At 65.0% G+C, this 26,304-nt stretch carries 20 protein-coding genes, 5 tRNA genes and 1 pseudogene; 19 read left to right on the forward strand and 7 right to left on the reverse strand.

What is annotated here, in order from left to right; genetic code table 11:
- Window positions 1-6: 6 nt before the first annotated feature.
- Complete coding sequence (locus tag AC2TZ7_RS11175) at window positions 7-1,266, reverse strand: ABC transporter substrate-binding protein (RefSeq protein WP_489864275.1); 1,260 nt, start codon at window positions 1,264-1,266, stop codon at window positions 7-9.
- Window positions 1,267-1,500: 234 nt separating this feature from the next.
- Between AC2TZ7_RS11175 and AC2TZ7_RS11180 the strand changes: the two genes are divergently transcribed.
- From AC2TZ7_RS11180 to AC2TZ7_RS11200, 5 genes are all read left to right on the forward strand, one after another.
- Window positions 1,501-4,137, forward strand: coding sequence for a cation-translocating P-type ATPase (locus tag AC2TZ7_RS11180; RefSeq protein WP_489864276.1), 2,637 nt, complete (start codon window positions 1,501-1,503; stop codon window positions 4,135-4,137).
- A 119-nt stretch (window positions 4,138-4,256) separates the two neighbouring features.
- On the forward strand, window positions 4,257-5,996 hold the full coding sequence (gene acsA, locus AC2TZ7_RS11185) for an acetate--CoA ligase (protein ID WP_489864277.1): 1,740 nt from the start codon (window positions 4,257-4,259) through the stop codon (window positions 5,994-5,996).
- The gene (gene pdhA, locus AC2TZ7_RS11190) at window positions 5,993-7,990 is read left to right on the forward strand and encodes a pyruvate dehydrogenase (acetyl-transferring) E1 component subunit alpha (RefSeq protein ID WP_489864278.1); all 1,998 of its coding nucleotides are present in this window, start codon (window positions 5,993-5,995) and stop codon (window positions 7,988-7,990) included. Before acsA ends, pdhA begins: the two co-directional genes overlap by 4 nt.
- A gap of 4 nt (window positions 7,991-7,994) precedes the next feature.
- Window positions 7,995-9,176, forward strand: coding sequence for a dihydrolipoamide acetyltransferase family protein (locus AC2TZ7_RS11195; RefSeq protein ID WP_489864279.1), 1,182 nt, complete (start codon window positions 7,995-7,997; stop codon window positions 9,174-9,176).
- On the forward strand, window positions 9,173-9,415 hold the full coding sequence (locus AC2TZ7_RS11200) for an acyl carrier protein (protein WP_489864280.1): 243 nt from the start codon (window positions 9,173-9,175) through the stop codon (window positions 9,413-9,415). Before AC2TZ7_RS11195 ends, AC2TZ7_RS11200 begins: the two co-directional genes overlap by 4 nt.
- Before the next feature lie 54 nt (window positions 9,416-9,469).
- Here the strand turns inward: AC2TZ7_RS11200 and AC2TZ7_RS11205 are convergent, their stop codons facing one another.
- On the reverse strand, window positions 9,470-11,299 hold the full coding sequence (locus AC2TZ7_RS11205; RefSeq protein ID WP_489864281.1) for an SLC13 family permease: 1,830 nt from the start codon (window positions 11,297-11,299) through the stop codon (window positions 9,470-9,472).
- Between the two features lie 284 nt (window positions 11,300-11,583).
- Here AC2TZ7_RS11205 and AC2TZ7_RS11210 point away from each other — a divergent pair, with 284 nt between their 5' ends.
- Window positions 11,584-12,126, forward strand: coding sequence for a flavin reductase family protein (locus AC2TZ7_RS11210; protein WP_489864282.1), 543 nt, complete (start codon window positions 11,584-11,586; stop codon window positions 12,124-12,126).
- A 191-nt stretch (window positions 12,127-12,317) separates the two neighbouring features.
- The gene (ppsA, locus tag AC2TZ7_RS11215; RefSeq protein ID WP_489864283.1) at window positions 12,318-14,705 is read left to right on the forward strand and encodes a phosphoenolpyruvate synthase; all 2,388 of its coding nucleotides are present in this window, start codon (window positions 12,318-12,320) and stop codon (window positions 14,703-14,705) included.
- A 71-nt stretch (window positions 14,706-14,776) separates the two neighbouring features.
- Here the strand turns inward: ppsA and AC2TZ7_RS11220 are convergent, their stop codons facing one another.
- Window positions 14,777-15,052 carry a response regulator transcription factor gene (locus AC2TZ7_RS11220; RefSeq protein WP_489864284.1) on the reverse strand — a complete coding sequence of 92 codons (276 nt, stop codon included), beginning with the start codon at window positions 15,050-15,052 and terminating at the stop codon, window positions 14,777-14,779.
- On the opposite strand from AC2TZ7_RS11220, the gene AC2TZ7_RS11225 reads away from it, so the two are divergent.
- The 3 genes from AC2TZ7_RS11225 to AC2TZ7_RS11235 all read left to right on the forward strand — a co-directional run bounded on the left by AC2TZ7_RS11225 (window position 15,044) and on the right by AC2TZ7_RS11235 (window position 17,424).
- Window positions 15,044-16,048: an AraC family transcriptional regulator gene (locus AC2TZ7_RS11225; protein ID WP_489864285.1), complete on the forward strand. Its 1,005-nt coding sequence runs from the start codon at window positions 15,044-15,046 to the stop codon at window positions 16,046-16,048. The genes AC2TZ7_RS11220 and AC2TZ7_RS11225 overlap by 9 nt on opposite strands.
- 105 nt (window positions 16,049-16,153) lie before the next feature.
- Window positions 16,154-16,981 carry an NAD(P)H-binding protein gene (locus tag AC2TZ7_RS11230; RefSeq protein WP_489864286.1) on the forward strand — a complete coding sequence of 276 codons (828 nt, stop codon included), beginning with the start codon at window positions 16,154-16,156 and terminating at the stop codon, window positions 16,979-16,981.
- 35 nt (window positions 16,982-17,016) lie between these two features.
- On the forward strand, window positions 17,017-17,424 hold the full coding sequence (locus AC2TZ7_RS11235; RefSeq protein WP_489864287.1) for a DUF4345 domain-containing protein: 408 nt from the start codon (window positions 17,017-17,019) through the stop codon (window positions 17,422-17,424).
- Between the two features lie 28 nt (window positions 17,425-17,452).
- Here the strand turns inward: AC2TZ7_RS11235 and AC2TZ7_RS11240 are convergent, their stop codons facing one another.
- The 4 genes and pseudogenes from AC2TZ7_RS11240 to AC2TZ7_RS11255 all read right to left on the reverse strand — a co-directional run bounded on the left by AC2TZ7_RS11240 (window position 17,453) and on the right by AC2TZ7_RS11255 (window position 19,055).
- A complete protein-coding gene (locus AC2TZ7_RS11240) occupies window positions 17,453-17,605 on the reverse strand; it encodes a hypothetical protein (protein ID WP_489864288.1) in 153 nt (50 codons plus the stop codon).
- 94 nt (window positions 17,606-17,699) lie between these two features.
- Window positions 17,700-17,888 (reverse strand): annotated as a pseudogene (locus AC2TZ7_RS11245) (DUF6538 domain-containing protein); the annotation flags it as partial.
- Window positions 17,889-18,036: 148 nt separating this feature from the next.
- Window positions 18,037-18,111, reverse strand: a tRNA-Asn gene (locus AC2TZ7_RS11250).
- Window positions 18,112-18,182: 71 nt separating this feature from the next.
- On the reverse strand, window positions 18,183-19,055 hold the full coding sequence (locus tag AC2TZ7_RS11255; protein ID WP_489864289.1) for an MBL fold metallo-hydrolase: 873 nt from the start codon (window positions 19,053-19,055) through the stop codon (window positions 18,183-18,185).
- Window positions 19,056-19,091: 36 nt separating this feature from the next.
- On the opposite strand from AC2TZ7_RS11255, the gene AC2TZ7_RS11260 reads away from it, so the two are divergent.
- The 9 genes from AC2TZ7_RS11260 (at window position 19,092) to AC2TZ7_RS11300 (ending at window position 26,301) form a co-directional block, all read left to right on the forward strand.
- Window positions 19,092-20,426 carry an ATP-binding protein gene (locus AC2TZ7_RS11260; RefSeq protein ID WP_489864290.1) on the forward strand — a complete coding sequence of 445 codons (1,335 nt, stop codon included), beginning with the start codon at window positions 19,092-19,094 and terminating at the stop codon, window positions 20,424-20,426.
- Window positions 20,427-20,636: 210 nt separating this feature from the next.
- Entirely contained in the window at window positions 20,637-23,051 is a 2,415-nt protein-coding gene (lon, locus tag AC2TZ7_RS11265) for an endopeptidase La (RefSeq protein WP_098410815.1), read from the forward strand.
- A gap of 111 nt (window positions 23,052-23,162) precedes the next feature.
- Window positions 23,163-23,624 carry an HU family DNA-binding protein gene (locus AC2TZ7_RS11270; protein WP_489864291.1) on the forward strand — a complete coding sequence of 154 codons (462 nt, stop codon included), beginning with the start codon at window positions 23,163-23,165 and terminating at the stop codon, window positions 23,622-23,624.
- 14 nt (window positions 23,625-23,638) lie between these two features.
- Window positions 23,639-23,713, forward strand: a tRNA-Val gene (locus AC2TZ7_RS11275).
- A gap of 137 nt (window positions 23,714-23,850) precedes the next feature.
- Entirely contained in the window at window positions 23,851-24,564 is a 714-nt protein-coding gene (locus AC2TZ7_RS11280; protein ID WP_489864292.1) for a dimethylsulfonioproprionate lyase family protein, read from the forward strand.
- 42 nt (window positions 24,565-24,606) lie between these two features.
- A tRNA-Val gene (locus AC2TZ7_RS11285) sits at window positions 24,607-24,682 on the forward strand.
- 135 nt (window positions 24,683-24,817) lie between these two features.
- On the forward strand, window positions 24,818-25,759 hold the full coding sequence (locus tag AC2TZ7_RS11290) for a pirin family protein (protein WP_489864293.1): 942 nt from the start codon (window positions 24,818-24,820) through the stop codon (window positions 25,757-25,759).
- A gap of 360 nt (window positions 25,760-26,119) precedes the next feature.
- Window positions 26,120-26,196, forward strand: a tRNA-Asp gene (locus AC2TZ7_RS11295).
- Between the two features lie 28 nt (window positions 26,197-26,224).
- Window positions 26,225-26,301, forward strand: a tRNA-Asp gene (locus tag AC2TZ7_RS11300).
- The last annotated feature ends 3 nt before the right edge of the window (window positions 26,302-26,304 follow it).

The following is a 26,304-nucleotide window of genomic DNA, read 5'->3' on the forward strand; positions in this document are numbered from 1 at the left end:
CAGGCCCTAGTTTTCCTGCGCGCGCTTGATCGCGGCTGCGAGTTGCTTGACCGCGTCCTCGGAACTCATGTCAGAGTTGAAGAAAGCGGTCACGACGTCGAGGAACTCGCCCCGCACCGAGCGCGGCACCGCCATCTCATGTGCCATCGACGGCACCAGCGTGTCGTTCTCGATCGCCGCCAGCAGATCGGCATGCGAGCGTTTGGCGCAGGCGTCGAAATCGTCGAGCGGCACGTCGGTGCGCGCCGGGATCGACCCCTTGGCGAGGTTGAACACCTTCTGGAACTCGGGCGACATGATCAGTCGTGCGAGCACTTTCTGGCCCTCGATGCGGTCTTCGCCCTCCACCTTGAAGAAGGTGAAGCTGTCCGAATTCAGCACGAAGCCCTTGCCCGGCGTGGGCCAGCACAGGAAATCCTGTTCTGGTACTTTACCGGCGGCAAGGAATTCGCCCTTCGCCCAGTCGCCCATGATCTGGAAACCGGCCTCGCCACGCATCACCATCGCGGTCGCGAGGTTCCAGTCACGCCCCGAGAAGTTCGGATCGACATAGCCACGCAACTTGCGCAGCTGGTCGAAGGACTTGACCATCATGTCCGAGGTCAGAGCCTCCGGGTCGAGCTCCACCAACGCCTTGCGGAAGAAATCGGCGCCGCCGATCCCGAGCACGACGTCTTCGAACAGCGTCGCGTCCTGCCACGGCTGACCGCCATGGGCGAGCGGCACGATGCCCGCCGCCTGCAGCTTGTCGGCGGCGGCGTTGAACTCGTCCCAAGTCGTGGGCATCTCCTCGACGCCTGCCTTCTTCAGCGCCTCTGGGTTGGCCCACATCCAGTCGACGCGGTGGATATTGACCGGCGCGGCGACGTATTTGCCCTGGTACTTCATGATCTCGGCCAGCGCCGGCGGCAGCACCGAGTCCCAGTTGCCCGCATCCGCCACGGACTGGACGTCGTTGAGCGCGCCTTGCTCGGCCCATTCCTGGATGCCCGGCCCCTTGAGCTGGACAGCCGTCGGCGGATTGCCGGCCACGACGCGGGCGCGCAGCGCCGTCATCGCGGCATCGCCGCCACCGCCCGCGATCGGCGAGTCGATCCATTCGCCGCCCTCGGCTTCGAAGGCTTTCTTCAGTTCTCCGACGGCCTTGGCCTCGCCGCCCGAAGTCCACCAGTGCAGGACCTCGACCGTGCCATCCGCCCGCGCCGCGCTCGCACAGAGCGCGCCGGCGACGCTTGCCGCCGCCATCATGGCTTTACAAATGTGCATGTTTTCCTCCTCCTCCCGGTCGAGTTCGCGGTCCATGATCGCAGCCCGACACGAGATTTAGGCTGAGACGACAGGCGCAGAACGTCATTGATCTCGATCAACGATTTGTGAATCACGGGTGAGGCGGACGGGCACAGAGGCGAGTTTGACCCGCGGCATCCTTACCCAAGTCCGGGCGATTGCGCTGCCTGCCGAAAGGCTTACCATCGCCGCGGGATGACTGAAGGCCCCGTGATGCAGGATACCGACGCCGCGCCAGCTTTTGCCGAAACCGCCGAGGCGGTGATCGCGCGTCTGTCCGTCCCTTTTCCGAACGGGCTGAGCGCTCAGGAGGCCGCCACGCGCCTCGCGCGCCACGGCCCGAACGCTCTGCGACGTCCCAAGCCCCGAAGCGCATTGCGCATCCTGCTGCATCAGTTTCAGGGGGTGATCGTCGCGCTTCTCGTTCTGGCAACGGTGTTCTCGCTGGTCATTAACGATATCGTCGAGGCGCTGGCGATCCTCGTCGTGCTGCTCTTGAACGGCGCGATCGGGTTTTTCACCGAGTTGCGCGCCACCCGCTCGATGGAGGCGCTGTTCAGCGTCGCCGAGGTCCGCACCCGCGTCCGTCGGGACGGGGTGCTGATCGAGGTGGATGCCCGCGATCTCGTGCCGGGCGATCTCGTGATGCTCGAAGCGGGCGATGTGGTGACCGCCGATCTGCGGCTCGTCGAGGCGTCGGGGCTTCATTGCGACGAATCAGTGCTGACCGGCGAGTCCCTTCCGGTGCTCAAGACCACCGAACCGCTGCTATCCGATGCGGTGCTGGGGGATCGCACCAATATGGCGTTCAAGGGCGCGGCCGTCACGCGGGGAGCCGGGACCGGCGTGGTGGTGCGGACCGGCATGGAGACCGAGATCGGCAAGATCAGCCAGCTTGCGATGGCGGCCAGCACGGAACCCACACCGCTCGAACATCAATTGACGCGGCTCGGGCAGCGACTGGTCTGGCTGACGATCGTTCTTGCCGTCGCGATCATCGTCACGGGGCTGGCGCAGGGCCACCCGCTCACCAGTATGATCCAGACCGGGGTCGCCCTTGCCGTGGCGGCGATCCCCGAAGGCATCCCCGTCGTGGCCACCTTGTCGCTTGCGCGCGGGATGTGGCGCATGGTGCAGCGCAATGCCCTGATCAGCCGCCTGTCCTCGGTCGAGACGCTCGGGGCGACGACGCTGATCCTGACGGACAAGACCGGGACCCTGACCGAGAACCGGATGAGCGTGGTGCAGGTCTTGCTCGATGGGGGGAGCGTGGATCTGGATGGGCCGGAGACCGCTTTCGCGGAGGACCGTCTGCGCGCCGCGTTGAAGATCGGCATGCTGTGCAACAATGCCGAGCTGGGCGACGGCGATGAGGGCCGGATCGGCGACCCGACCGAACTGGCCTTGCTGAGTGCCGCGCGACAGGCGGGGGTGACCGAGGAAGAAGCGGAGCCACGCCTGCTCCAACATGCTTTCGAGAGCGACAGCCTGATGATGGCGACCGTCCATGCGTTGCCGGACGGGGGCGCGCTCTATGCGGTGAAGGGCGCCCCCGAGGCGGTGATCGCCTCTTGCTCCGAGGTTCTGGGACCGGAAGGCCCGCGCCCTCTGAGCGCCGAAGACAAGGCCGACTGGATCGCGCGGAACGCGGACGCCGCGAGCGAGGGGCTGCGTGGGATCGGCCTCGCGATGAAGCGGACGGACGGGGCGGAGGACGCGCCCTATGAGGAGCTGACGCTTGTCGCGATTGCCTGCCTTGCCGATCCCTTGCGCAAGGATGTGCCCCCCGCGATCGCGGCCTGCCAGAGCGCGGGGGTCCGGGTGATCATGCTGACGGGCGATCATGCCGAGACCGCCGCACGCATCGCGAAGGATGCCGGGATCAGCGGAAACGGTGCGGTGGCGATCGAGGGGCGAGACCTCACAGGGCTCGATCTGGGAAACGCCCCGGAGGAAACGCTCGACCGCCTGCGCAAGGCCAGCGTCTTCGCCCGCGTGGCTCCGGCGACGAAGCTGGACCTCGTCAGCTTCTATCAGCGCGAGGGCGAGACTGTCGCGATGACGGGCGACGGGGTGAATGACGCGCCGGCGCTGAAGAAAGCCGATATCGGCATCGCGATGGGACAGCGCGGCACCCAGGTCGCCCGCGAGGCGGCGCATATGGTGCTCAAGGACGACGATTTCGCGACCATCGTCGAGGCGGTGCGACAGGGCAGGGTGATCTTCGGCAATATTCGCAAATTCATCGTCTACCTGATGTCGTGCAATCTCTCGGAGATCCTTGTGGTCGGGATCGCCGTCGGAGTGGGGCTTCCTTCACCGCTCCTGCCGCTGCAGATCCTGTTTCTCAATCTCGTCACCGATGTCTTCCCCGCGCTGGCGCTCGGCTTGGGGCATGGGGACGGCCATGAGATGCGCCGCCCGCCCCGCGACCGCGCCGAGCCGATCCTCGCGCGCAGGGAATGGGGCCGTATCGTGGCGCTCGGGGCGATCGTCACGCTGGCGACGATGCTGGCTTTCGGGGGCGCGCTCTACGGTCTGCGGCTTGATCCCGCCGCCGCCGTCACCGTGGCCTTCGTCACACTCGCGCTGGGCCAGCTGTGGAACGTGTTCAACATGCGCGAGGCCGACACCCACGCCCTGCGCAACGATGTGACGCGCAACCCCTATGTCTGGGGGGCGCTTGTCCTATGTCTCGTGCTGATCGCCGGGGCGTTGTGGCTGCCGGGGCTCTCCGATGTGCTGCAGCTGCCGTCGCCCGGTATCGCGGGGCTGGCGCTCGCCGGGGCGATGAGCCTGCTGCCGCCGCTGCTGGGGCATCTGGTCGTATCGCGCGCAACCCGCAGATAATTTCCGCTCCCGCGTTGAGCCACATCAATGAAACTGCCTCCTGTCTTCGCCTAGGGAAGGTCATGGCCGTTCGTGACAGGGGCGGCCCATCGACTGGCATCACCATGGGAGGAGGCGTGATGACTTGGGCGATTATCCGGAAGCCGGCCGCCGAACGGGCAGCCGCCACGCTGACCGATGAGGTCCGCGAGGCGTTCACTTGGGACACCGCGCGGGCGATGCTCGACGGCTTTCCCGATGGCGGGTTGAACATCGCCTATGAGGCGGTGGATCGCCATGTCGCCTCGGGCCATGGGGCAGACGAGGCGATCCTGTGGCTCGGCAAGGACGGCGCGCGAGAAAGCCTGAGCTATGGTGACCTCGCCGCCCGGACCGCGCGCTTCGCCAATGTGCTGACAAGCCACGGGCTGGAACCGGGCGACCGGCTCTTCGGTCTTGCAGGGCGTGTGCCCGATCTCTACGTAGCCGCGCTGGGCACGCTGAAAGCGGGGATGATCTTCTCGCCGCTCTTTTCCGCCTTCGGGCCTGAGCCCTTGCGCACCCGGCTCGAGATCGGCGAGGCCAATGCGCTGATCACCACCGCCTCGATCTATCGCCGCAAGATTGCCGCCTGGCGGGACGAAATCCCGTCGCTGAAGCTGGTTCTGATCATCGGCGACGAGGCGCCCGACGATTGCGTAGCCCTCGGTCCCGCGATGGCGGCGGCCTCCGAAGAATTCGAGACGGTCCGCACGGCCCCCGAAGATCCCGCGCTGATCCATTTCACCTCCGGCACCACGGGGCGCCCCAAAGGCGCGGTGCATGTGCATAATGCGGTGGTGATGCATGCCGCCGCAGGCCGCTACGCGCTCGAACTGACGCCGGGCACGCGCTACTGGTGCACCGCCGATCCGGGCTGGGTGACGGGCACGTCCTTCGGGATCATCTCGCCGCTGGTGAACCGGGTGCGGATGGTCATCGACGAGGCCGATTTCGATCTCGACCGCTGGTATGGCATTCTCGAGCGCGAGCAGATCGAGGTCTGGTACACCGCGCCCACCGCGATCCGCATGATGATGCGCGCGGGCAAGGAGGCGGCTGAGCCTTACGATTTCTCGACGCTGCGTTTCATGGCCTCGGTGGGCGAGCCGCTCAACCCCGAGGCCGTGGTCTGGGGCAACGAGGTCTTCGGCAAGCCCTTCCACGACAACTGGTGGCAGACCGAGACCGGCGGGATCATGATCGCCAATACCCGCGCGATGGATGTGCATCCCGGCTCGATGGGTAAGCCGCTGCCGGGGATCGAGGCGGGGATCGTCGAGCGTGTCGATGAGGGGCTGCGCGACTGCAAGCCCGGCGAGATCGGCGAACTGGCGCTGCGCCCCGGCTGGCCCTCGATGATGCGCGCCTATCTGCATGAAGAGGCGCGCTACAAGAAGTGTTTCGTGGATGGCTGGTATCTCTCGGGCGATCTCGCGATGCGCGATAGCGAGGGCTATTTCTGGTTCGTCGGTCGCGCCGATGATCTGATCAAATCCTCCGGGCATCTGATCGGCCCCTTCGAGGTCGAAAGCGCGCTGATCGAACACCCGGCTGTGGCCGAGGCCGCCGTGATCGGGCTGCCCGACGAGACCGCGGGCGAGGTCGTGAAGGCCTATGTCGCGCTCAATCCGGGCTTCGAGCCATCGGAAGACCTCGAACGCGACATCCGGGGCCTCGCGCGCAAGAAACTCGGCGCGGCGGTCGCCCCGCGCGAGGTGGTATTCCGCAAAACCCTGCCGAAGACCCGTTCGGGCAAGATCATGCGCCGTCTGCTGAAAGCGCGCGAGCTGGGCCTGCCGGAAGGCGATATTTCGACGCTGGAGAGTGACGAGACATGACTGCCGACAAACCGCACCTGACCCATGACCACATCCGCGAATTGCTCACGGCGATGATCCGTGTGCGCCATTTCGAGGATAAATGCGCCGAGCTTTACACGCAGGAGAAAATCCGCGGCTTCCTCCATCTCTACGATGGCGAGGAGGCGGTGGCCTCGGGCGTGATCCCGCGGCTTGGCCCCGAGGATCGCGTGGTGACGACCTATCGCGAGCACGGCCACGCGCTGGTGCGCGGCGTGCCGATGGAACGCGTGATGGCCGAGATGTATGGCAAGGCCACCGGCGCCTCGGGCGGGCGGGGCGGCTCGATGCATATCTTCGACGCCGAGCGTAATTTCTACGGCGGCAACGCGATCGTGGGGGGCGGGCTGCCGCTGGCCGTGGGCCTCGCGCTGCGCGACCTGATGATGGGTGCGCCCAATGTCACCGCCTGTTTCTTCGGCGAAGGGGCTGTGGCCGAGGGTGAATTCCACGAGTCGATGAACCTCGCGCAGCTCTGGTCGCTGCCGGTGCTGTTCGTGTGCGAGAATAACGGCTACGCGATGGGCTCGGCCCTGGCGCGGACCGAGGCCGAGACCGACATAAGGCGCAAGGCGGCGGCCTATGGCACGGTGACGGAACAGGTGGACGGGATGGATGTGGTCGCGGTCGAGGCGGCCACCCGCCGCGCGCTCGCCGCGATCCGCGAGACCGGCAAACCCTATTTCCTCGAATGTCTGACCTATCGGTTCCGGGCGCATTCGATGTTCGACGCCCAGCTCTATCGCGACAAGGACGAGGTGGCCGCGTGGCGCGAGAAGGGGCCGATCGTGCGGTTCCAGACGTGGCTTTACGAGACCGGGCTGATGCATCCCGAAGAGGTCGCGCAGATCGAGGCCGGGGTTGAAGACGAGATCGCCGCCGCCGTGGCCTATGCCGAGGCGAGCGAGTGGGAGCCGCTCGAGACGCTCACCCGCCATGTCATGGCCGAGGAGCGCCCCGCGCCGCCCGCGCCGCCCGAACCCGGCGCCGAGACCGTCGAGATGACCTATCGCGAGGCGGTCAAGCAGGGCATCCGCGACGCGATGTCCCGTGATGAGCGGGTCTTCCTGATGGGCGAGGATGTGGGCGCTTACGGCGGCTGCTACGCGGTCTCGAAAGGGTTGATGGACGAATTCGGCGAAGACCGTATCCGCGACACGCCGCTCTCGGAGTCCGGCTTCACCGGGGCGGGGATTGGCGCTGCGGCGGCCGGGATGCGGCCCATCGTCGAGGTGATGACGGTGAATTTCTCGCTGCTCGCACTCGACCAGATCATGAACACCGCCGCCACGATCCGGCACATGTCGGGCGGGCAGTTCGGCGCGCCCGTGGTGATCCGGCTCGCGACCGGCGCGGGTAAGCAACTGGCGGCGCAGCATTCCCATTCGCTTGAAGGGTGGTACGCGCATATTCCGGGGCTGCGCATCCTCGCGCCTGCCACGCTTGAAGATGCGCGCGGGATGCTCTGGACCGCGATCGCGGATCCCGATCCGGTGCTGATTTTCGAGAATGTCATGCTCTACAACATGACCGGGCAGATCGCGGCGAATGCCGGGCCGGTCGATATCGACAAGGCCGCGATCCGGCGTGCGGGCAAAGATATTAGCCTGATCACCTATGGCGGATCGCTCTGGAAGACGCTGGAGGCCGCCAAGGGGTTGGCAGGCGAGGGGATCGAGGCCGAGGTGATCGACCTGCGCTGTCTGCGGCCGCTCGATGACGAGACGATCATGGCCTCGCTTGCGCGCACACGCCGCGCGGTGATCGTCGACGAGGGCTGGCGGTCCGGTTCGCTCTCGGCCGAGATCGCGGCCCGGATCGGCGAGCAGGCCTTCTGGCATCTCGATGCGCCGGTGGGGCGGGTGTGCTCGGCCGAGGTGCCGATCCCCTATCCAAAACATCTCGAGGACGCCGCCATTCCGCAGGTGCCCGCCATCGTGGCCGCCGTGAAGGCGGCGCTCGGGAAAGGGTGACGCGATGGCCGTTTTCAAGATGCCCTCGCTCGGCGCGGATATGGAGGCGGGCAAGCTGGTCGAATGGCTGGTGAAGCCCGGCGATACGGTCAAGCACGGCGATATCGTCGCGGTGGTCGAGACCCAGAAGGGCGCGATTGAGATCGAGGTCTTCGAGGATGGCGTGGTCGAAAAGCTGGTGGCAGAGCTTGGGCAAGACCTGCCCGTCGGCGCGCCGCTTGCCGTTATTCAGGCGCCGGGGGAGGCGCGGGCGGAACCCACGGAGGAAGCGCCACCAGTTGCGCCGCAGACCGCGACCGAACCTGCCGCGCCTGTGGCGGAAGCGGCGCCGCCAAGTGCTCCGCCCGCAGCGACCCCGTCGGGGATCGCCGCATCACCCGCAGCCAAGGCGCGCGCGGCGGAATTGGGGATCGCGCTGGAGAATATCACCGGCAGCGGTCCGGGCGGTGCGATCGTTCTGGCCGATGTAGGGGCGGCGAAGCCCGCCGCTGCACCCACCCCGGCGCAAGATCGCGGTGCTTATCTCGCCGAGATGCGCAAGGCGATCGCCGCCGCGATGGCCCGGTCGAAACGTGAGATCCCGCATTACTACGTCACCCACACGGTCGACCTCAGCGCCGCGAGCGATTGGCTGAGCACCGCCAATGCGGACCGCCCGCCCGAAGAGCGCATCCTGATGGGCGCGCTCTTGATGAAGGCGATGGCGCTGGCGGCACAGGAGGAAAAGGCGGTGAACGGGCATTATGGCGAGGATGGGTTTACGCCCTCCGCGGCGATCCATCTCGGGCTCGCCATCGCGCTTCGGGGCGGCGGGCTTGTCGCGCCCGCGATCCTCGATGCCGACAAGAAGCGCCTGCAGGATTTGATGGAGGCGATGCGCGACCTCACGATGCGCGCCCGTGCCGGGCGGCTCAAAAGCTCGGAGATGAGCATGGCGACGCTGACCTTCTCGGCGCTCGGCGAAAGCGGGGTCGAGGCGATGGCCGGGATCATCGTGCCGCCGCAGGTAGCCATCGTCACCGCCGGTGCGCCCGGCCCGCAACCGCTGGTGCGCGACGGCAAGGTGATCGCCGCGCAGGCCGTCACGCTGACCCTCGCCGCCGATCACCGCGTGAGCGACGGGCGGCTGGGCTCGAAATTCCTGACCGCGATCGACGCGAAGCTGCAAACCCCGGAGGAGCTATGACCGAAGACGAAATCCGCAGCGCCTATATCGAGGAACTCGTGCGCGTCGCCCCTGATCTCGATCCCGCCGAAATCGCGGGATCGGACCATCTTCAGGACGATCTCGAGCTCGACTCGATGGATATCCTGAACCTCGTGATCGCGCTCAACCAGCGCTTCGGCGTCGCGATTGCCGAGGCGGATTATCCCCAGATCGCCACCCCGGATCTTGCGGCGGCGTTTCTCGCGCAGAAAATGTGACGGGGCGCGACCGGTCTGGTTCGGTGGGCGCCGCCTGATGGCTGGCGGGCGCGGTCAGAACGCATAGACGATGGGCAGAAGCCCGACCGCGACGATCATCGTGAAAAGCGCGAGGGGCGCCCCGATTTTCAGGAAATCGACGAACCGGTATCCGCCGGGGTTCAACACGAGTAGGTTCACCGGCGAGGCGACGGGGGTCATGAAGGCCGTCGAGGCGGCCAATGCCACGCACATCATGAAGGGTTCGGGCGAGGCGCCCATCCCCTTGGCGATGGCGAGCGCGATCGGGCCCATCAGCACGGCGGTCGCGGTATTGGACATGAAGAGGCTCAGTGTCATCGTCACCAGAAACAGCGTTCCCAGAACGACGCGTGGGGCGCTCTCTCCAAAGGTGTCGAGGACGGTCGTCGCGGCGAGATCGACACCGCCTGCGCGTTCGAGCGCCAAGGCGAAGGGGATCATGCCCGCAATGAGCACCAAGGTCTGCCAGTTGATCGCACGATAGGCCGATTGAAGATCGATGCAGCCGAAAACGCCGAGGGCGACACAGGTGATCAGCGCGATCTGCGCGTTCGGCAGAACTCCGAATGTCATCGCGAGCACCATCGCGGCGAGGATGGCGATGGCGGTTTTCGCCCGTTTGCGTTCGGGCACATAGTCTTCGGCTTCCTCCGGCAGCTCGAGAAGGACGAGATCGCGCCGATGCCCCTGCAGGCGCTGGATCGTCGTCCACGGCCCGCTCAGCAACAGCGTGTCCCCGGCTTTCATCTGCGTATCCGCGACGTCGCCGGTTAGCGGTTGCTGGCTGCGGCATATCCCCAGAACGCTCAATTCCGAAATCGTCCGGAGCTGCGCCTCGACCGGCGATTTGCCGACCAGAGGCGAGTTCGGCGGCACCATCGCTTCGACGAGCCCCACGTCGCGGTTCGGAAGCGGGGTGGAAGTCTTGATGGGGGCGCATCGCTGTAAATCATGCACCGCCATGTAGCCGTCGATGTCGAAGGAGGGCGAGGACAGGATGACGATGAGACGATCATTCGCGACGATCGGCTCATGGGCTTGGGGGAGCAGAAACTCGCTTCCATGCCGTGTGCGTCGCTCGATCGCGAAGATGGCGACACCGTCGCGCGCGAAAAGCCCGAGTTCATCGAGCCTTTGCCCGGTGACGTTGCTGCCCGCCGGAACGGCAATGCGCGCGATGCGATCCGTCAGCCCGTAGCGTTCGAGCAGGTTTGGAAATCTCGGCCGCAGGCTGTCGGCAGTGGCGGCCTGTTCGCCGGGCCCGAGAAAACGCCGCATGAACAGCATGTAGAGGATCGCGAAGATCAGGACCGGCACGCCGAAAAGCGAGAACTCGAAGAAGCCGAACCCGTCATAGCCTTGCCGGATCAGCTCGGCGTTGAGCACCATATTCGGCGGGGTCGCGACGAGCGTGAGCATCCCCGAGATCAGCGCCGCGATCGAGAGTGGCATCATCAGCCGGTTCGGCCGGATATGCATCTTGCGCGCCGCGCTCAGCACGATCGGAATGAAGATCGCGACGACGCCGGTCGAACTCATGAAGGCGCTGAGCCCGGCGGCAAACAGCATCAAGAGCACGAGCATCTTGGCCTCGCTGCCGCCGGAGCGGAGACTGAGCTGATCGCCGATCCACTGGGTCACACCCGTTCGCACGAGGGCTTCGCCGACGACGAACAGCGCCGCGATGAGAATGACGCTCGGATCGGAAAACCCTTTGAGCGCTTCGGAAACCGAAATCAGCCCGGTGAACGGCATCGCGATGACGAGCATCACCGCAACCACATCCATGCGCGGTTTGCCCAGCACGAACAGTACGAGCGATGCAATGAGAAGAACGAGAACGGAGGCGAGCTCGAATGTCATTCGGTTTCCAAGATCACTTCCAATGGGCAGGCAGGGTCTATTCGCGCCCATACTGCAAATCTTGGCGAGCAGATGAAAGGTCACATGACGAGACCGTTAGCTCGGGACCCTAACGGATCAGGTTTTGAGCACATCGAGCCTGTCGGAGCGCCTGTGAGGAGAAAAAACCAGCACGCGTCGGTTCCCTTTTCACCGGCGGAGCTTTCGCGGGGCAGGGTGCGGCATTTCAGGTGGTCAAATTCGTCAGCGGGACTAAGGTTTTGAGGACGGAAAGGAAGATGCCGATGACCCCGCTACCGCTTTCGCGCGCTTTCACCTTGATCGAACCGGGACCGGTGGTGCTGGTCACGACCCATGACGGGACGAAGCCCAACATCATGACCATCACCTGGACGATGGTCCGTGGGTTCGACGCCAGTTTCGCGCTCACGACCGGGCCGTGGAACCATTCCTGGAGCGCGTTGCGCGAGACCGGAGACTGTGTCCTCGCCATTCCCACGGCCGACATGATCGACACGGTCGTCGGCATCGGGATGTGTTCGGGGGCCGATACCGACAAATTCGCGCGTTTCGGTCTTACCCCATTGCCCGCGCATCATGTCCGTGCGCCGCTGATCGGCGAATGTCTCGCCAATATCGAATGCCGCGTCGAGGAGATCGTCGACCGTCTCAACCTCGTATTGCTGCAGGGCGTCGATGCCCATATCGACATCGACCGCAAGGACACGCGCCTGCTTCATGCGGTGGGCGACGGGACCTTCATCGCAGATGGCGAGCGGTTCGACCGAAGCGCGGCGATGCGCGGAAAACTCCCCGCCGGGCTCTAGGCCGACGCGAACCGATGTCGCCTTGCGGCAGGCTCCGCCCGGCTTGCGTGCCCTCCGGCAGCGTTCCGCACTCCATTCTCCGGTTTGTGAACACGGCGCACCACCTCCGACGATCCGCGTTGACAGAGATCAAGGCTCCAACGCGCCCCTCAGATAGAGTGCCCGCAGGAGCAAACAGGGGAGGCGAGCCCATGACCACGAAGAAAGAAGTCATTCCTTTCGATAGTTTACGCCGAGAGGACGTCGCGCTTGTGGGCGGCAAGAACTCTTCGCTTGGCGAGATGGTGCAGGAACTTGGCGCCAAGGGCATTCAGGTCCCGCCGGGCTTCGCCACCACCTCCGACGCCTATCGGATGTTTCTCGAGGAAAACAATCTGACCGAGGCCATCGCGGGCTATCTCGCGGATTACGATGCCGATAAGATCAGCCTTCACGTCGCGGGGCAGAGCATTCGCGACACGATCGTGGCCGGGGACTGGCCCGCCTCGACCGAGGCCGCGATCCGGGAGGCTTACCGCGATCTGTCGAAGCGGGCAGGGGTGCCCGAGGTTTCCGTCGCCGTGCGCTCGAGCGCGACGGCCGAAGACCTCCCCGATGCCAGCTTTGCCGGTCAGCAGGAGACCTATCTCAACGTGGCGGGCGAAGAGGAGCTTCTGACGGCGTGTCGCAAGTGCTACGCCTCGCTCTTTACCGACCGCGCGATCACCTATCGCAAGCTCCGTGGGTTCAATCACCTCGATGTCGCGCTCTCCGTGGGCGTCCAGCAGATGGTGCGCTCCGATATTGGCGGGTCGGGGGTGATGTTCTCGATCGACACGGAAACCGGCTTCGACAAGGTCGTGCTGATCAGCGCGGCCTGGGGCTTGGGCGAAAACGTCGTGCAGGGCGCGGTCACGCCCGACGAGTTTCAGGTCTACAAACCGTTCCTTGGCAAGGCGGGCGTCAAACCGATTATCGAGAAGAAGCTCGGGGCGAAAGAGATCAAGATGATCTATGCCGGGCCGGACGCGCCGAACCCGGTGCGCAACGTGCCGACATCGAAAGCCGAGCGCGGGAGGTTCGTCCTGTCGGATGACGAGGTGCTCGACCTCGCGCAGCAGGCGGCGACCATCGAAGCGCATTACGGCCAGCCGATGGATATGGAATGGGCGAAAGACGGCGTCACGGGGAAGCTGTTCATCGTGCAGGCGCGCCCCGAAACCGTGCAGTCGCGGGTCTCCGCTGGGTCACTGCGGCGCTATACCATCGGCGCGCACGGTCCGGTCGTCGTCAGCGGTCTGTCGGTCGGCGAGCAGATCGCGACCGGGCGGGTCTGCCTGATCGAAGACGTCAAGGATATCGACGATTTCGTGGACGGATCGGTCCTTGTCACCTCGACGACGGACCCCGATTGGGTGCCCGTGATGAAACGCGCCTCGGCCATCATCACCGATCACGGCGGCAGAACCAGCCACGCCGCCATCGTCAGCCGCGAGTTGGGCGTGCCCGCCATCGTCGGCTGTGGCGACGCGACCCATGTGCTGCATGATGAGCAGGAGGTGACCGTCTGCTGCGCCGAAGGGGATGAAGGTCTCGTCTATGACGGCTTTGCCGAGTTCTCGGTCGAAGACTTGAACCTTGACGCGGTACCGGAGACCAAGACCAAGGTCATGCTCAACCTCGCCAACCCGGCCATTGCGGCGCGCTGGTGGCGGCTGCCGATCGACGGTGTCGGTCTGGCGCGGATGGAATTCGTGATCTCGAACACGATCCGGGTCCATCCGATGGCGCTTCTGCATTTCTCCGATATCCGGGAGACGGAGGTGCGGGAGGAAATCGAAACGCTCACAAGGGGATACGAGGACAAGGCCGAGTATTTCGTCGATCAATTGGCGCTCGGGCTGTCCCGGATCGCCGCCGTGGCCTATCCGAACCCGATGATCCTGCGGCTGAGCGATTTCAAGACGAACGAATATGCAGACCTCCTGGGCGGGCGGCAATTCGAGCCGGTGGAATCCAACCCGATGATCGGCTGGCGCGGGGCCTCGCGCTATTACGATCCCGCCTATGTCGAGGGGTTCCGGCTTGAATGCCGGGCGATCCGGCGGCTGCGCGAAGAGGCAGGCTTCGACAATGTGCTGGTGATGGTTCCGTTCTGTCGCACGCCAGAGGAAGCCGACCGCGTGCTGGCGGTGATGGCCGAAGAAGGGCTCGTGCGCGGATCGAACGGGCTGCAGATCTACGTAATGTGCGAAGTGCCCTCGAATGTCATCCTCGCCGAGGAATTCGCCAAGCGGTTCGACGGTTTCTCCATCGGGTCGAACGATCTGACGCAGCTGACCTTGGGTATCGACCGCGACAGCGACCGGCTCGCGCCCTTGTTCGACGAACGGCATGCCGCCGTTCAGTGGATGATCCGAACCGTCATCGAAAGAGCGCATGGCGTGGGCGCGAAGGTCGGGCTCTGCGGTCAGGCGCCGTCGAACTACCCGGAGTTTGCCCGAAGGCTGGTGGAGTTCGGCATCGACTCCATCTCGGTGACGCCGGACAGCTTCCTGAAGGTCAAAGGCCACGTCGCGGAGGCCGAAGGGAAAAAGTGACGGTGTTTCGTCGGGGATCTGACCGCGACAGATCCCCGACATCGCCTTTGCGCGTTCGGGGCCAGTGGCGCCTATGACAGGCGCGCCTGCCCGGAGAGTGCGCGCTCATGCGCCTGACGATGCGCAATCACCGCCTCCAGCCGGTTCTTCACCCCATATTTCTGCATGATATTCGTCATGTAGAACTTCACCGTCTTCTCGCTGATCGCGAGCCGCTTGGCGATTTCGCGGTTGGTCTTGCCGCGTTCCCGATTGACGGCAACTCGGCGCCAGCAGACGCCGCGCTGATAGCGCCACACCCGCATGGACATCGCGACGGTCCTGCCTAAGCTGATGGTATGGGACATGTCACATCGCTCTTTGCCCGAAAGATGGTTGCCGCAGCGGGGAAAGCTGTCGATGCGCGCGCGCTTCTGGCGGGCGCGGGGCTGGATCCCGATGACGCCTGGGATCCGAAGGTGATGATCCCCGCCACCATCTATTACGACATGCTGGAACGCATCGCCGAGCAGACCGACGTGACCGATCTTCCGGTGCGCGGAGGGGCGTCCATGCGGTGCGACGATTACGGCGCGCTCGGGCTTGCCTGGAAGGCCGCGATCGACCTCGGCGGCTCGTTTTCGCGGGTGGAGCGCTATTCGCGGCTTTGGACGAGCGTCGTTCGCTACGAGTTGCGCCCCGATCCGCGTGGCATCCTGTTCATCCTGCACCGGGAGGGGGAACGGCGACTGGGGATGCGGCTGTCGAACGAGGCGACGCTCGCCAGCGCGGTGTCGCTGGCCCGGCAGGTCTGCCCGGTGCCCTTCGCGCCGCTCGAGGTGCAGATCCGGCATCGCGCACCGCGATCGGTGGCCGCCCACGAGGACTGGTTCGGCTGCCCGGTTCGGTTCGATGCCGAGCTGGATGCGCTTTTGCTGTCGCCCGAGACGTTGGCGCAACCCAACATCCTCGGCGATGCGGGGATCTCGAGTTACCTGATCTCGCATCTCGATGCCGAACTGTCAGAGATCGCCGACGAAGTGTCCCTTGTGGCGCAGGCCAAGGACGCGATCGCACAGTCGCTGAGTGAAGGCACGCCACGGATGGCAGATGTCGCGCGCGGTCTGGGCCTGAGCGCGAGATCCTTTCACCGGCGCCTGTCGGAACAGGGCATGAGCTTCCAGACCCTCACGGAAGAGACCCGCCGGGAACTGGCCGAGGGGCTCCTGCGCGACGCGCGCTATTCGCTCGCCGAGATCGCCTTCTTGACCGGGTTCTCCGAGCAAAGCTCGTTCACCCGTGCGTTCAAACGCTGGGTCGGGCGGACCCCGGCCAGTTGCCGAAAGGACCTCTCGGTGCGCTGACCGCCAATTGGCAGGCTCGGTCAAAACCGTGGCGGCGCCGGTCAAGACCGGGCTGTTTTCAGCGGCCTATCCTCTGGGTCACATCCGAACCAAGGAGGAAGCCCCATGCACCCCGATCCCATCCTCGTCATCGGCGCCACCGGCAAGACCGGCGCGCGCGTCGCCGCCCGGCTGGACGCCAAGGGCCATGCGGTGCGCCGTGGCTCGCGGCAGTCCGCAACGCCCTTCGACTGGGACGCGCCCGAGACCTGGGCCCCCGCGCTCGAAGGCGCCCGCGCGGCCTATGTCACCTATTTCCCGGACCTCGCCTTTCCCGGCGCCGTCGATAAGCTGGACACGCTCTGCGCGACCGCGAAGAGCGCGGGGCTTTCCCACCTCGTCCTGCTCTCGGGCCGTGGCGAGCATCACGCCCGTCTCGGGGAGGAGGTCGTCCGCAGCTCCGGCGTCGATTTCACCATCGTGCGCGCGGCCTGGTTCGCGCAGAACTTCAGCGAAGGCTATCTGCGCGATCCCATCCTCGCCGGTGTCCTGCCGATGCCCGGAGGCGATATCGTCGAGCCGATCATCGACATCGACGATATTGCCGATGTCGCAGTGGCCGCGCTGACCGAAGAGGGCCACAAGGGGGCGCTCTATGAGGTGACGGGGCCGCGGCTGATGTCCTTCGCCGACATGGCGGCAGACCTGTCGCCGGCCATCGGTCGACCCATCCAGCACCTTCCGATCTCGTTCGAGGCATTCCATGCCGAAATCGCCCGTGTCGGCGGGGATTTCGTGGCCGATGTCTTCACCGCAATCGCCCGCGAGACACTGGACGGGCGCAACGCCCATGTCACCGACGGCGTCGAGCGCGCCCTCGGTCGTCCCCCGCGCGATTTCGCCGACTTCGCTCGCGCCGCGGCCACGGCGGGCGCATGGCGCGCCGCCGCGTGAGTTCCGCGCGAAATCTCAACGAAAAGGGAAATCCAATGACACGTTTTCAGAAACTTGCGCTGGCCATCTCCGGCGTCACCGCAATCAGCATCGGCGCTCTCATCCTGACCACCCCGCAGAGCTTCTACGCGAGCTATGGCATCGCGCTCGGGCCCGATCCGAGCCTTCTGAGCGAGCAGCGTGCCCCCGGTGCCGGTCTCGCGGGGTTTGGTGTGGTCATGCTTCTCGGCATCATCCGACCGGCTATGAGCCAAGCCGCTGTCGTGGCGGCGCTGACCGTCTTCCTCGCCTTTCCGGTCGGGCGCATTCTGGGGATCGTCGCGGACGGGATGCCCTCGAGCGGCATCCTTGTGGCGCTTGTCCTCGAACTGGTGATCGCCGCGCTCTGCGTCCTCGCTTTCCGGCCCGGCGCGGGTGTGCGGGCCCGCGTGTCTCTCGGCTGACCTAGGGCCGTGGCGGGAGGCCGGACAGTCAGGTCCGGTTCAGCCGCACGAACAGCAGCCAGAACATCGCGCTGAGAAGCGGCAGCGTCACCAGCAAAACGAGGGAGGACAGGGCGAAGATGATCGGCACCTGGCTTTGCTGGGCTGCCGCCTGCACCCGATAGCGGCAAGCCGATTGCACGGCGCCGGTCTTCGTCGCGCAGTTTCCACTGCACGATCCCCGTGACTACCTGTTCCATGTCCGTGTGAAGCATCGGACTGACCCTCGCGAATTCGAATGCGAGATCCGTCAGCCGTGTGATGAGCAGGGCCAGCGGTCTCGCGATAGCTGGGTCATGTGTATGCATGGAAAATCGAAGTAGGAAAGTTAGGTCAAACCTGTAGCAGTCGCTCGGGACGCGCCTGCGCCAGAAGAATCCCCCGCTTCGATATTCGAGATATGGAATGCCGCTCCGTCTGCTCATCGCTCCGTCTCCCGGGCGCGGCTCCGTCGGTCCGTGCCCCAAATGTGCCTCGGAGCGTGCCGCGTTTGTGCCTTCGGGAAGCCGGAAAAAGAAAGCCCAGAGCGAACTCTGGGCTTTTCTCTTTGAAATCAGTCTCTTGCGAGAGATTTGGCTCCGGCGGTAGGGATCGAACCTACGACCAATTGATTAACAGTCAACTGCTCTACCGCTGAGCTACGCCGGAACATGTGAGGGTGTATATGAATCTCAAATTGGGATGTCCAGAGGGTTCTGGCGAAAAATTTCAGGCTTTCGTCACGTCAGCGAAAATAGCGCCTCTGGGCGCAGGTCCGGCGCGGCGATGACTTGGTTTTGCACTGACATTTCAACGAGATGCGCGAAGACGTTGCGTTCGGCCGCGGGCAGGAGGGCTGCGGGGACGTCGGTGTAGATCGCGCGGGTGAGGCCCTGCGGGGTGGCGGGGCGCTCGGTGAGGGCGCTTCGGATCTGCTCGGTGCGGGCGTCGCGATGCGCGCGCTGACTCGCGATCAGGACCTGGGGGTCGGTCACCGGGTCGCCGTGGCCGGGGTATAGGATGCGCGGGCGATGCGCCTCGATCCGCGCGAGCGAGCGGTAATAGTCGCCCAGATCGCCGTCGGGTGGCGAGATCAGCGTCGAGGACCAGCCCATCACCACATCGCCGGTCAGAAGCGCATCGCCGAGCGCGAAGCTCAGATGGTTGCAGAAATGGCCGGGCGTGTGCAGCGCGGTGAGCGACCAGTCGCCATGGCTCAGCGTCTCTCCATCCTCAATGAGGATGTCCGGGTCGAACGCATGATCGACACCTTCACCGCCGCCCGCATGGCCGCGCGCCGCGAGTTCAGCCATCACCGGCGCGCGCCCGGATTCGGGGGGGCCGAAGGCGAGGATCGGCGCGCCCGTGGCCTCGGCCAAGAGCCGTGCGCCGGGGGAATGGTCGAGATGGGCATGGGTGACGAGGATATGGCTGACGCGCTCTCCGGGGGCGAGCGCGTCCAGGAGCGCTTGCAGATGGGTCGGATCGGCGGGACCGGGATCGACCACCGCGACCTCGCCCGTGCCGATGACATAGGTGCAGGTGCCGGTATAGGTCATGGGGGACGGGTTCGGTGCGATGATCCGGCGCAAGCCGGGCTGCAATTCTTCCATCTTTCCCTCCATCGCGGCCATCGTTAGGGTTCTGGCATGAAATTTCGCTGGCTGAAACAGATGATGCCGCGCGGGCTCTATGGGCGGGCCGCGCTGATCCTGATTCTGCCGGTGGTGACGATCCAGCTCGTGGTCTCGATCGTCTTCATTCAGCGCCATTTCGAACGCGTCACGCAGCAGATGACCGAAGGGATGGTGCGCGAGATCGCGCTGCTCGATCAGGTCGCGACCAATGCGCCGACGACAGAGGTTGCACGCGAACGGCTCGATGTGCTCGACAAGACGCTGAATTTTACCTCGCAATTTCCCGCGCCCACGGATCTTGCGTCGCAGCGGGGCGATGCGCGCAGTTTCTTCGATCTGACCGGGATCGTGGTGATCTCGACGCTGCGGGCGAACCTGTCACAGATCCGCTCCATCGATCTCGACAATGACACGAACACGGTGCGCGTGGTGCAGGAGACGCCGAAAGGGCCGCTGGCGGTGACCTTCGGGCGCAGCCGGGTTTCGGCGTCAAATCCGCACCAATTGCTCGTTCTGATGGTCTTTGTTTCCATTCTGATGACGCTGATCGCCTATATCTTCCTGCGCAATCAGCTGCGTCCGATCCGCAGGCTGAGCCACGCGGCGGAGGAATTCGGCAAGGGGCGCAACCTGAATTACCGCGTCTCGGGGGCGACGGAGGTGCGCGCCGCGGGCCGCGCCTTCCTCGATATGCGCAACCGGATCGAGCGGCAGATCGAACAGCGCACGCTGATGCTCTCGGGTGTCAGTCACGATCTGCGCACGCCGCTCACGCGTCTGCGGCTCGGCCTGTCGATGATGGAGGAAAACGACGAGGTCCGCGCGATGGAGCGTGACGTCGACGAGATGGGGCGCCTTGTCGATGCGTTTCTCGATTTCTCGCGCGACGGGGCGTCGCATGGCGAGCCGGAGACGCTGCCGATCTGCGGCTTCGTCGCGGGCGTGGTGGAAGACATGCGCCGGATGGGGCGCGATGTGACGCTGGTCGATTGCGACAGCGAACAGGAGGCGACCTTCCGCCCCGATGCGCTCAAGCGCGCCTTGGCGAATCTGATCGGCAATGCGGTGCGCTACGGCACGCGCGCGGAGATCACCGTCTCGATCGCGCGCACGGGGTGGCGAATCGCGGTGCATGACGACGGGCCGGGCATCCCGCCCGAGCGCCGCGAAGAGGCGATCCGGCCATTTACCCGGCTCGACCCGGCGCGCAATCAAGATCGCGGGCAGGGCGTCGGATTGGGGCTTTCGATCACCGCCGACATCCTGCGGCGCCACGGTGGATCGCTGAAACTCGGGCGATCCGAACGGCTTGGCGGCCTGATGGCCGAGATGATCCTGCCGCGCTGAGCGGCTACACGTTCGTTCACGCGCGCGCACGAACTGCTCACGGCAGCGAGATCGCCCCTTGCGGCCTGTCCCGGGGCCACGCATTGTGACGGGTGAGTGACATGCCCTAGTTGAACGGATGCTTCACGGCTCCTAGATATTGGGTTGAACAGGGGAGGGACGTGGTCGCCGAAAACGGGGCCGGACCCTCCTGCCAAGAGAGGAACGCCGATGACCGAATTTAGCTCTGTCACCCATCCGGTCCTGCCGCTGCGCGACATCGTGGTTTTCCCCCACATGATCGTGCCGCTCTTCGTCGGGCGCGAGAAATCCGTGCGCGCACTGGAAGAGGTGATGGCGGAGGATCGCCAGATCTTGCTCGCAAGCCAGGTCGATCCGTCGCAAGACGACCCCGATACGGACGGAATTTTCCGCGTTGGTGTGCTCGCCAACGTGCTGCAACTGCTGAAACTGCCCGATGGCACCGTGAAGGTGCTGGTCGAGGGCAAGAGCCGCGTGCGCATCACCGATTTCGTCGAGAATGACGACTATTTCGAAGCGAATGCCGAACCGCTGATCGAGACCGAAGGCGATGTGGAGACGATCCGCGCGCTGCTGCGCTCGGTCGCCGAGGAATTCGAGCGCTACGCGAAGATCAAGAAGAACATCCCCGAAGAGGCGCTGTCGGCCGTGGCCGATGCGACCGAAGCGGACAAGCTGGCCGATCTCGTTTCGGGCCATCTGGGGCTGGAAGTGGCCCAGAAGCAGGAGCTTCTGGAAACGCTCGACGTCTCCGAACGGCTGGAGCGGGTCTACGGGCTCATGCAGGGTGAGGTCTCGGTTCTCCAAGTGGAGAAGAAGATCAAATCCCGCGTGAAGACGCAGATGGAGAAGACCCAGCGCGAGTACTATCTGAATGAGCAGATGAAGGCCATTCAGAAGGAACTCGGCGATGGCGAAGACGGCCAGAACGAGATCCTCGAGCTCGAAGAGCGCATCGAGAACACCAAGCTCTCGAAAGAGGCCAAGGAAAAGGCCGAGGCCGAGCTGAAGAAGCTCAAGTCGATGTCGCCGATGTCGGCGGAAGCCACCGTCGTGCGCAACTATCTCGACTGGATGCTGTCGATCCCGTGGGGCACCAAATCCCGCGTGAAGAAAGACCTCAGCAAGGCCGAGGCCGTGCTCGATGCCGATCACTACGGTCTCGAGAAGGTCAAGGAACGTATCGTCGAATATCTCGCGGTGCAGGCGCGCTCGGCCAAGCTCAAAGGCCCGATCATGTGCCTCGTCGGTCCGCCCGGCGTGGGTAAGACCTCGCTCGGCCGGTCTGTCGCCAAGGCGACGGGGCGCGAATTCATCCGCATTTCGCTGGGCGGCGTGCGCGACGAATCCGAGATCCGTGGCCACCGTCGGACCTATATCGGCTCGATGCCCGGCAAGATCATTCAGGCGCTGAAGAAGGCGAAAACCACGAACCCGCTCATCCTGCTCGACGAGATCGACAAGATGGGTCAGGACTTCCGTGGCGACCCGGCTTCGGCGATGCTTGAAGTGCTCGACCCCGAGCAGAACGCGACCTTCGTGGACCACTATCTCGAAGTGGAATACGACCTGTCGAACGTGATGTTCCTGACGACGGCGAACTCCTACAACATGCCGGGCCCGCTTCTGGACCGGATGGAGATCATTCCGCTCGCAGGCTACACCGAGGACGAGAAGGCCGAGATCGCCAAGCAGCACCTGATCCCGAAGCAGATCAAGGGTCACGGGCTCAAGAAGAACGAGTTCGAACTGACCGATGGCGCGCTGACCGACGTGATCCGCTACTACACCCGCGAGGCGGGCGTGCGGAATCTCGAACGCGATATCGCGAAGCTCGCCCGGAAAGCGGTGACCGAGATCATCAAGTCGAAGGGTCAGATCAAGCACATCACCGTCGATGAGGCGAAGGTGGGCGACTATCTGGGCGTCAAGAAGCACCGCTACGGTCTGGCCGAGAAGGAAGATCAGGTGGGCGTCGTGACCGGCCTCGCCTGGACCTCCGTGGGCGGCGACCTGCTGCAGATCGAAGCGCTGCGCCTGCCGGGTAAAGGTCGGATGAAGACCACCGGTAAGCTGGGCGACGTGATGAAGGAATCGATCGACGCGGCGTCCAGCTACGTCCGCTCGGTTGCGCCGCAATTCGGCATCAAGCCGCCGCGCTTCGAGAAGTGGGACATCCACGTCCACGTCCCCGACGGGGCGACGCCGAAAGACGGCCCCTCTGCGGGTCTGGCGATGGTGACCTCCATCGTGTCGGTGCTGACCGGTATTCCGGTGCGCAAGGATATCGCCATGACCGGCGAGGTCAGCTTGCGCGGCAACGCGATGCCGATCGGTGGTCTTAAGGAGAAACTCCTCGCGGCGCTGCGCGGCGGGATCACGACCGTCTTCATCCCCGAGGAGAATGAAAAAGACCTCGCGGATATCCCGGACAACGTGAAGGAGGGGCTGGAGATCGTGCCGGTCACCCACGTTCGCGAAGTCCTCGCCCGCGCGCTGGTTCGCCAGCCCGAGCCGGTCGATTGGGACGAGGAGGCCGAAGAGGCAGCAGCCGCTGCCGCCGCCGCGGCCAAGTCGGACGGGCAGGGCGCAACCGCGCACTGATCGTCTTGAGATCGAAAACGAGAACGCCCGTCGCATATCGCGGCGGGCGTTTTTGCATCTGAGGGCATTTGCACGTAACCTCCTTTTATTACGGTCAAAAAAGGAGCCGCTATGGCCAAGAGCCAGAAACCGAAATCGACCCGCAAGCCGCCCGTCGCTTCGCCCGAGGCGCCGCCGGCCTCCGCCGCGACGCTCACGCCTGCCGCGCCCGACCTGGCACCTGAGCCGAGCGAGGCGAAGGCGCTCGTGCGCAAGAAAAGCTTCGTGGATCGGGTGATGGTCGAGGCCGGAGTGAAGCGCGGCGAGGCGAAGGCCATGTCGGAAGCGGTCCTCAAGGTTCTGGGCGAGGCGCTCTCGGAAGGCGAGGAACTCAGCATCCCGCCGCTCGGCAAGCTGAAGATCAACCGCCAGTTCGAGAAGAACGGAGACGAGATTCTCGTGGTCAAACTGCGCCGCCCCTCGGGCATGCTCGAAGCGGTCGCGGCAGAGACGAAAGCGGGTGGAGATGACCCTGCGCAGGACGGTGGAGATTTCGACGAAAACCCTCTTGCGGAGCCAGAAGAGGGGCGCTAAAAGCCCGCCACGGAGGGCGATTAGCTCAGTGGTAGAGCGCATCGTTCACATCGATGATGTCGGGGGTTCAAATCCCTCATCGCCCACCATCTTCCTACGAAGGCGCGTCTTGAACAGACGCGCCTTTGTCGTTTTCCGGTTGGTTTTCTGCGCCCTCCGGCGTCAGATTATGAGCCAGACAGCATGCCAGAGATGCGCGCCCCATGCGCAAGATGCGGAGGATGCGATGACCGAGACCACGCCGATGTCCGACGCCCGGCCCGACGAGGGGCTGCGCGTCTCCGATTGCCCGGACTGGCTGTATCTGCTGCGCGAATTCGACACGCTCTACCGGCACGGCTCCGCAGGTGGCAGCCGCCTGATCCGCAGCCATCGCAAACGGGTGCGCGACACGCTCTCGCAGATCATCGACACCAATCCCCCGGTGACGCCGCGCCAGCCGCAGCCGAAACCGGTGACGGCGCATCTGTCGCGCGCGCTCGATCTTGGAGAGCGCGGCGCGGTCGCGGGCATGGCGCGGGCGCTCTCGCGCGTGACGGGGCAGCTGACTTGGGAATACGGTTACGAGAAAGTGCCGAAGGCGCTGGCGCGCAAATACGCCTATTGCGAGGTGCTGGGCCCGCGCGGGCCGGTGGCTTCGGATCGGCTGGTGCTGGGATTCGTCCTCTTCGCGCCGCGCACGACCTATCCGCAGCACAGCCATAAGGAGATCGAGGAGAGCTACATCTCGGTCGCGGGCCCATGGTCGGAAAATGACACTGCCGTGCATGCGCCGGGCTCGCTGATCCTGAACCGTCCCGATCACGAACACCGCATCACCACCGCCGATCTCGATCCCTGCCTGCTGGCCTATGCCTGGGTCGGACCGGAGTCGCGGCTGACTGCACCGGGGATGAAACTTTCCTCGACCCGCAAGGTGCGGATGCGCGAGGGTATCTGAGGTCTTGATCCCCGCGCAAGGCGAGGCTAGAGGAAGGGCCGGGGGCGGTTAGCTCAGTTGGTAGAGCGCTTCGTTTACACCGAAGATGTCGGGGGTTCGAGCCCCTCACCGCCCACCAGTCTCCCTTAAGTATAACGATATCAAAGTCTTGCGCCTCGTTGCGCGGCCGCGCTCAGACTCTGTTCGCGCATGGCTCTATGATATGCGCGCCACGATGCTAACTTTCCCTCAACCACAGGATAGGAGCGCCCTGATGAGCTGGAACCCCGCCCTCGACCCCGAAATTCCGATCGGCGACGCCGTCGACGCCATCGAGACCGTCATCGCGCCGCGGGCGCGTGACCTCGGCGGATTCGAGGTGCGCCGCGCGCTCCCCTCGGCCGCGCGGCAGATGATCGGGCCCTTCATCTTCTTCGACCAGATCGGCCCGGTGGAATTCCTCTCGGGAAGCCGTGGCATCGATATTCGCCCGCATCCGCATATCGGCCTCGCGACCGTGACCTACCTTCTGCAGGGCCGCCTGCATCACCGCGATTCGCTGGGCACCGATCAGTGGATCACGCCGGGCGCGGTGAACTGGATGAATGCGGGCTACGGCATCACCCATTCCGAGCGCACCGACGGCAAGGTGCGCGACACCGGCCAGCATCTCGCGGGCATCCAGACTTGGGTCGCGCTGCCCGAGGATCGCGAAGAGGGGCAGGCGGCGTTCAAACATGTGGGCGCCGAGGCGCTTCCCGAACTGCAGGCCGAGGGCAAGACCGTGCGGCTCGTGCTGGGCGATGCCTGGGGCGCGCATGCGCCGATCGATCTGCCCTCCGAGATGTTCTACGCCGACGCGAATCTCGACCCGGGCGCGCAGCTCCCGCTGCCCGACAATCACGAAGATCGCGGCGTCTATGTGCTGCACGGCTCTGTCACGGTGGCGGGCGAGATCTATGAGGAAGGCCGTATGCTCGTGTTCCGCCCCGGCGACCGGGTCTCATTGAAGGCGGGCGGGCAGGGTGCCCGGCTGATCGTGCTGGGCGGTGCGACCATGGGCGGGCCGCGCTATATCTGGTGGAACTTCGTGGCCTCCTCACGCGACAAGATCGACGCCGCGAAAGAGGCATGGCGCGCGGGCGACTGGGCACATGGCCGATTCCAGCTCCCGCCCGCAGACGATGCGGAGTTCATTCCTGCTCCCGAACGCTGATTTCGGAGTGAAGAGGGGGCTCTGCCCCCGTCGCCGGATGGCGACAAAACTAAATGAAGAGGGGGCGCTGCCCCCGTCGCCGGACGGTGACAAAACGAAAAAAGAGGGGGCTCCGCCCCCGCCCTTCGGTCGCCCCCGGGATATTTCATGCAGTTGGAAGAGCCGAGCGCGCACCCTTCCAACTGCTCCAAATATCCCCGCCGGAGGCTCCTGCGGTCGTGCGTCGCTGAGCCGCGATTTGCTTGCCCGAACGGCAGGTGAAAATTCGTCGGTTTTTTGCTCTTAGGCCGCTTGACGGGGGCAGGTCGCCCGCGTAATACCCTCCCCACGCTCGGACGGCGATCCGGGCAGATGATGCGAGCGGTTGTAGCTCAGTTGGTTAGAGTACCGGCCTGTCACGCCGGGGGTCGCGGGTTCGAGCCCCGTCAACCGCGCCATCATCCGGATCGCCCCGAGCGCAGATGCGCGGTTGTAGCTCAGTTGGTTAGAGTACCGGCCTGTCACGCCGGGGGTCGCGGGTTCGAGCCCCGTCAACCGCGCCACTT

This window comes from Thioclava sp. ISO4 (assembly GCF_058105145.1).

Excerpts from the sequence above, each read along its gene's own strand:
- AC2TZ7_RS11175 (WP_489864275.1), bottom strand. The coding sequence starts at position 1,266 with ATGCACATTTGTAAAGCCATGATGGCGGCGGCAAGCGTCGCCGGCGCG.
- AC2TZ7_RS11180 (WP_489864276.1), top strand. The coding sequence starts at position 1,501 with ATGCAGGATACCGACGCCGCGCCAGCTTTTGCCGAAACCGCCGAGGCG.
- acsA (WP_489864277.1), top strand. The coding sequence starts at position 4,257 with ATGACTTGGGCGATTATCCGGAAGCCGGCCGCCGAACGGGCAGCCGCC.
- pdhA (WP_489864278.1), top strand. The coding sequence starts at position 5,993 with ATGACTGCCGACAAACCGCACCTGACCCATGACCACATCCGCGAATTG.
- AC2TZ7_RS11195 (WP_489864279.1), top strand. The coding sequence starts at position 7,995 with ATGGCCGTTTTCAAGATGCCCTCGCTCGGCGCGGATATGGAGGCGGGC.
- AC2TZ7_RS11200 (WP_489864280.1), top strand. The coding sequence starts at position 9,173 with ATGACCGAAGACGAAATCCGCAGCGCCTATATCGAGGAACTCGTGCGC.
- AC2TZ7_RS11205 (WP_489864281.1), bottom strand. The coding sequence starts at position 11,299 with ATGACATTCGAGCTCGCCTCCGTTCTCGTTCTTCTCATTGCATCGCTC.
- AC2TZ7_RS11210 (WP_489864282.1), top strand. The coding sequence starts at position 11,584 with ATGACCCCGCTACCGCTTTCGCGCGCTTTCACCTTGATCGAACCGGGA.
- ppsA (WP_489864283.1), top strand. The coding sequence starts at position 12,318 with ATGACCACGAAGAAAGAAGTCATTCCTTTCGATAGTTTACGCCGAGAG.
- AC2TZ7_RS11225 (WP_489864285.1), top strand. The coding sequence starts at position 15,044 with ATGGGACATGTCACATCGCTCTTTGCCCGAAAGATGGTTGCCGCAGCG.
- AC2TZ7_RS11220 (WP_489864284.1), bottom strand. The coding sequence starts at position 15,052 with ATGTCCCATACCATCAGCTTAGGCAGGACCGTCGCGATGTCCATGCGG.
- AC2TZ7_RS11230 (WP_489864286.1), top strand. The coding sequence starts at position 16,154 with ATGCACCCCGATCCCATCCTCGTCATCGGCGCCACCGGCAAGACCGGC.
- AC2TZ7_RS11235 (WP_489864287.1), top strand. The coding sequence starts at position 17,017 with ATGACACGTTTTCAGAAACTTGCGCTGGCCATCTCCGGCGTCACCGCA.
- AC2TZ7_RS11255 (WP_489864289.1), bottom strand. The coding sequence starts at position 19,055 with ATGGAAGAATTGCAGCCCGGCTTGCGCCGGATCATCGCACCGAACCCG.
- AC2TZ7_RS11260 (WP_489864290.1), top strand. The coding sequence starts at position 19,092 with ATGAAATTTCGCTGGCTGAAACAGATGATGCCGCGCGGGCTCTATGGG.
- lon (WP_098410815.1), top strand. The coding sequence starts at position 20,637 with ATGACCGAATTTAGCTCTGTCACCCATCCGGTCCTGCCGCTGCGCGAC.
- AC2TZ7_RS11270 (WP_489864291.1), top strand. The coding sequence starts at position 23,163 with ATGGCCAAGAGCCAGAAACCGAAATCGACCCGCAAGCCGCCCGTCGCT.
- AC2TZ7_RS11280 (WP_489864292.1), top strand. The coding sequence starts at position 23,851 with ATGACCGAGACCACGCCGATGTCCGACGCCCGGCCCGACGAGGGGCTG.
- AC2TZ7_RS11290 (WP_489864293.1), top strand. The coding sequence starts at position 24,818 with ATGAGCTGGAACCCCGCCCTCGACCCCGAAATTCCGATCGGCGACGCC.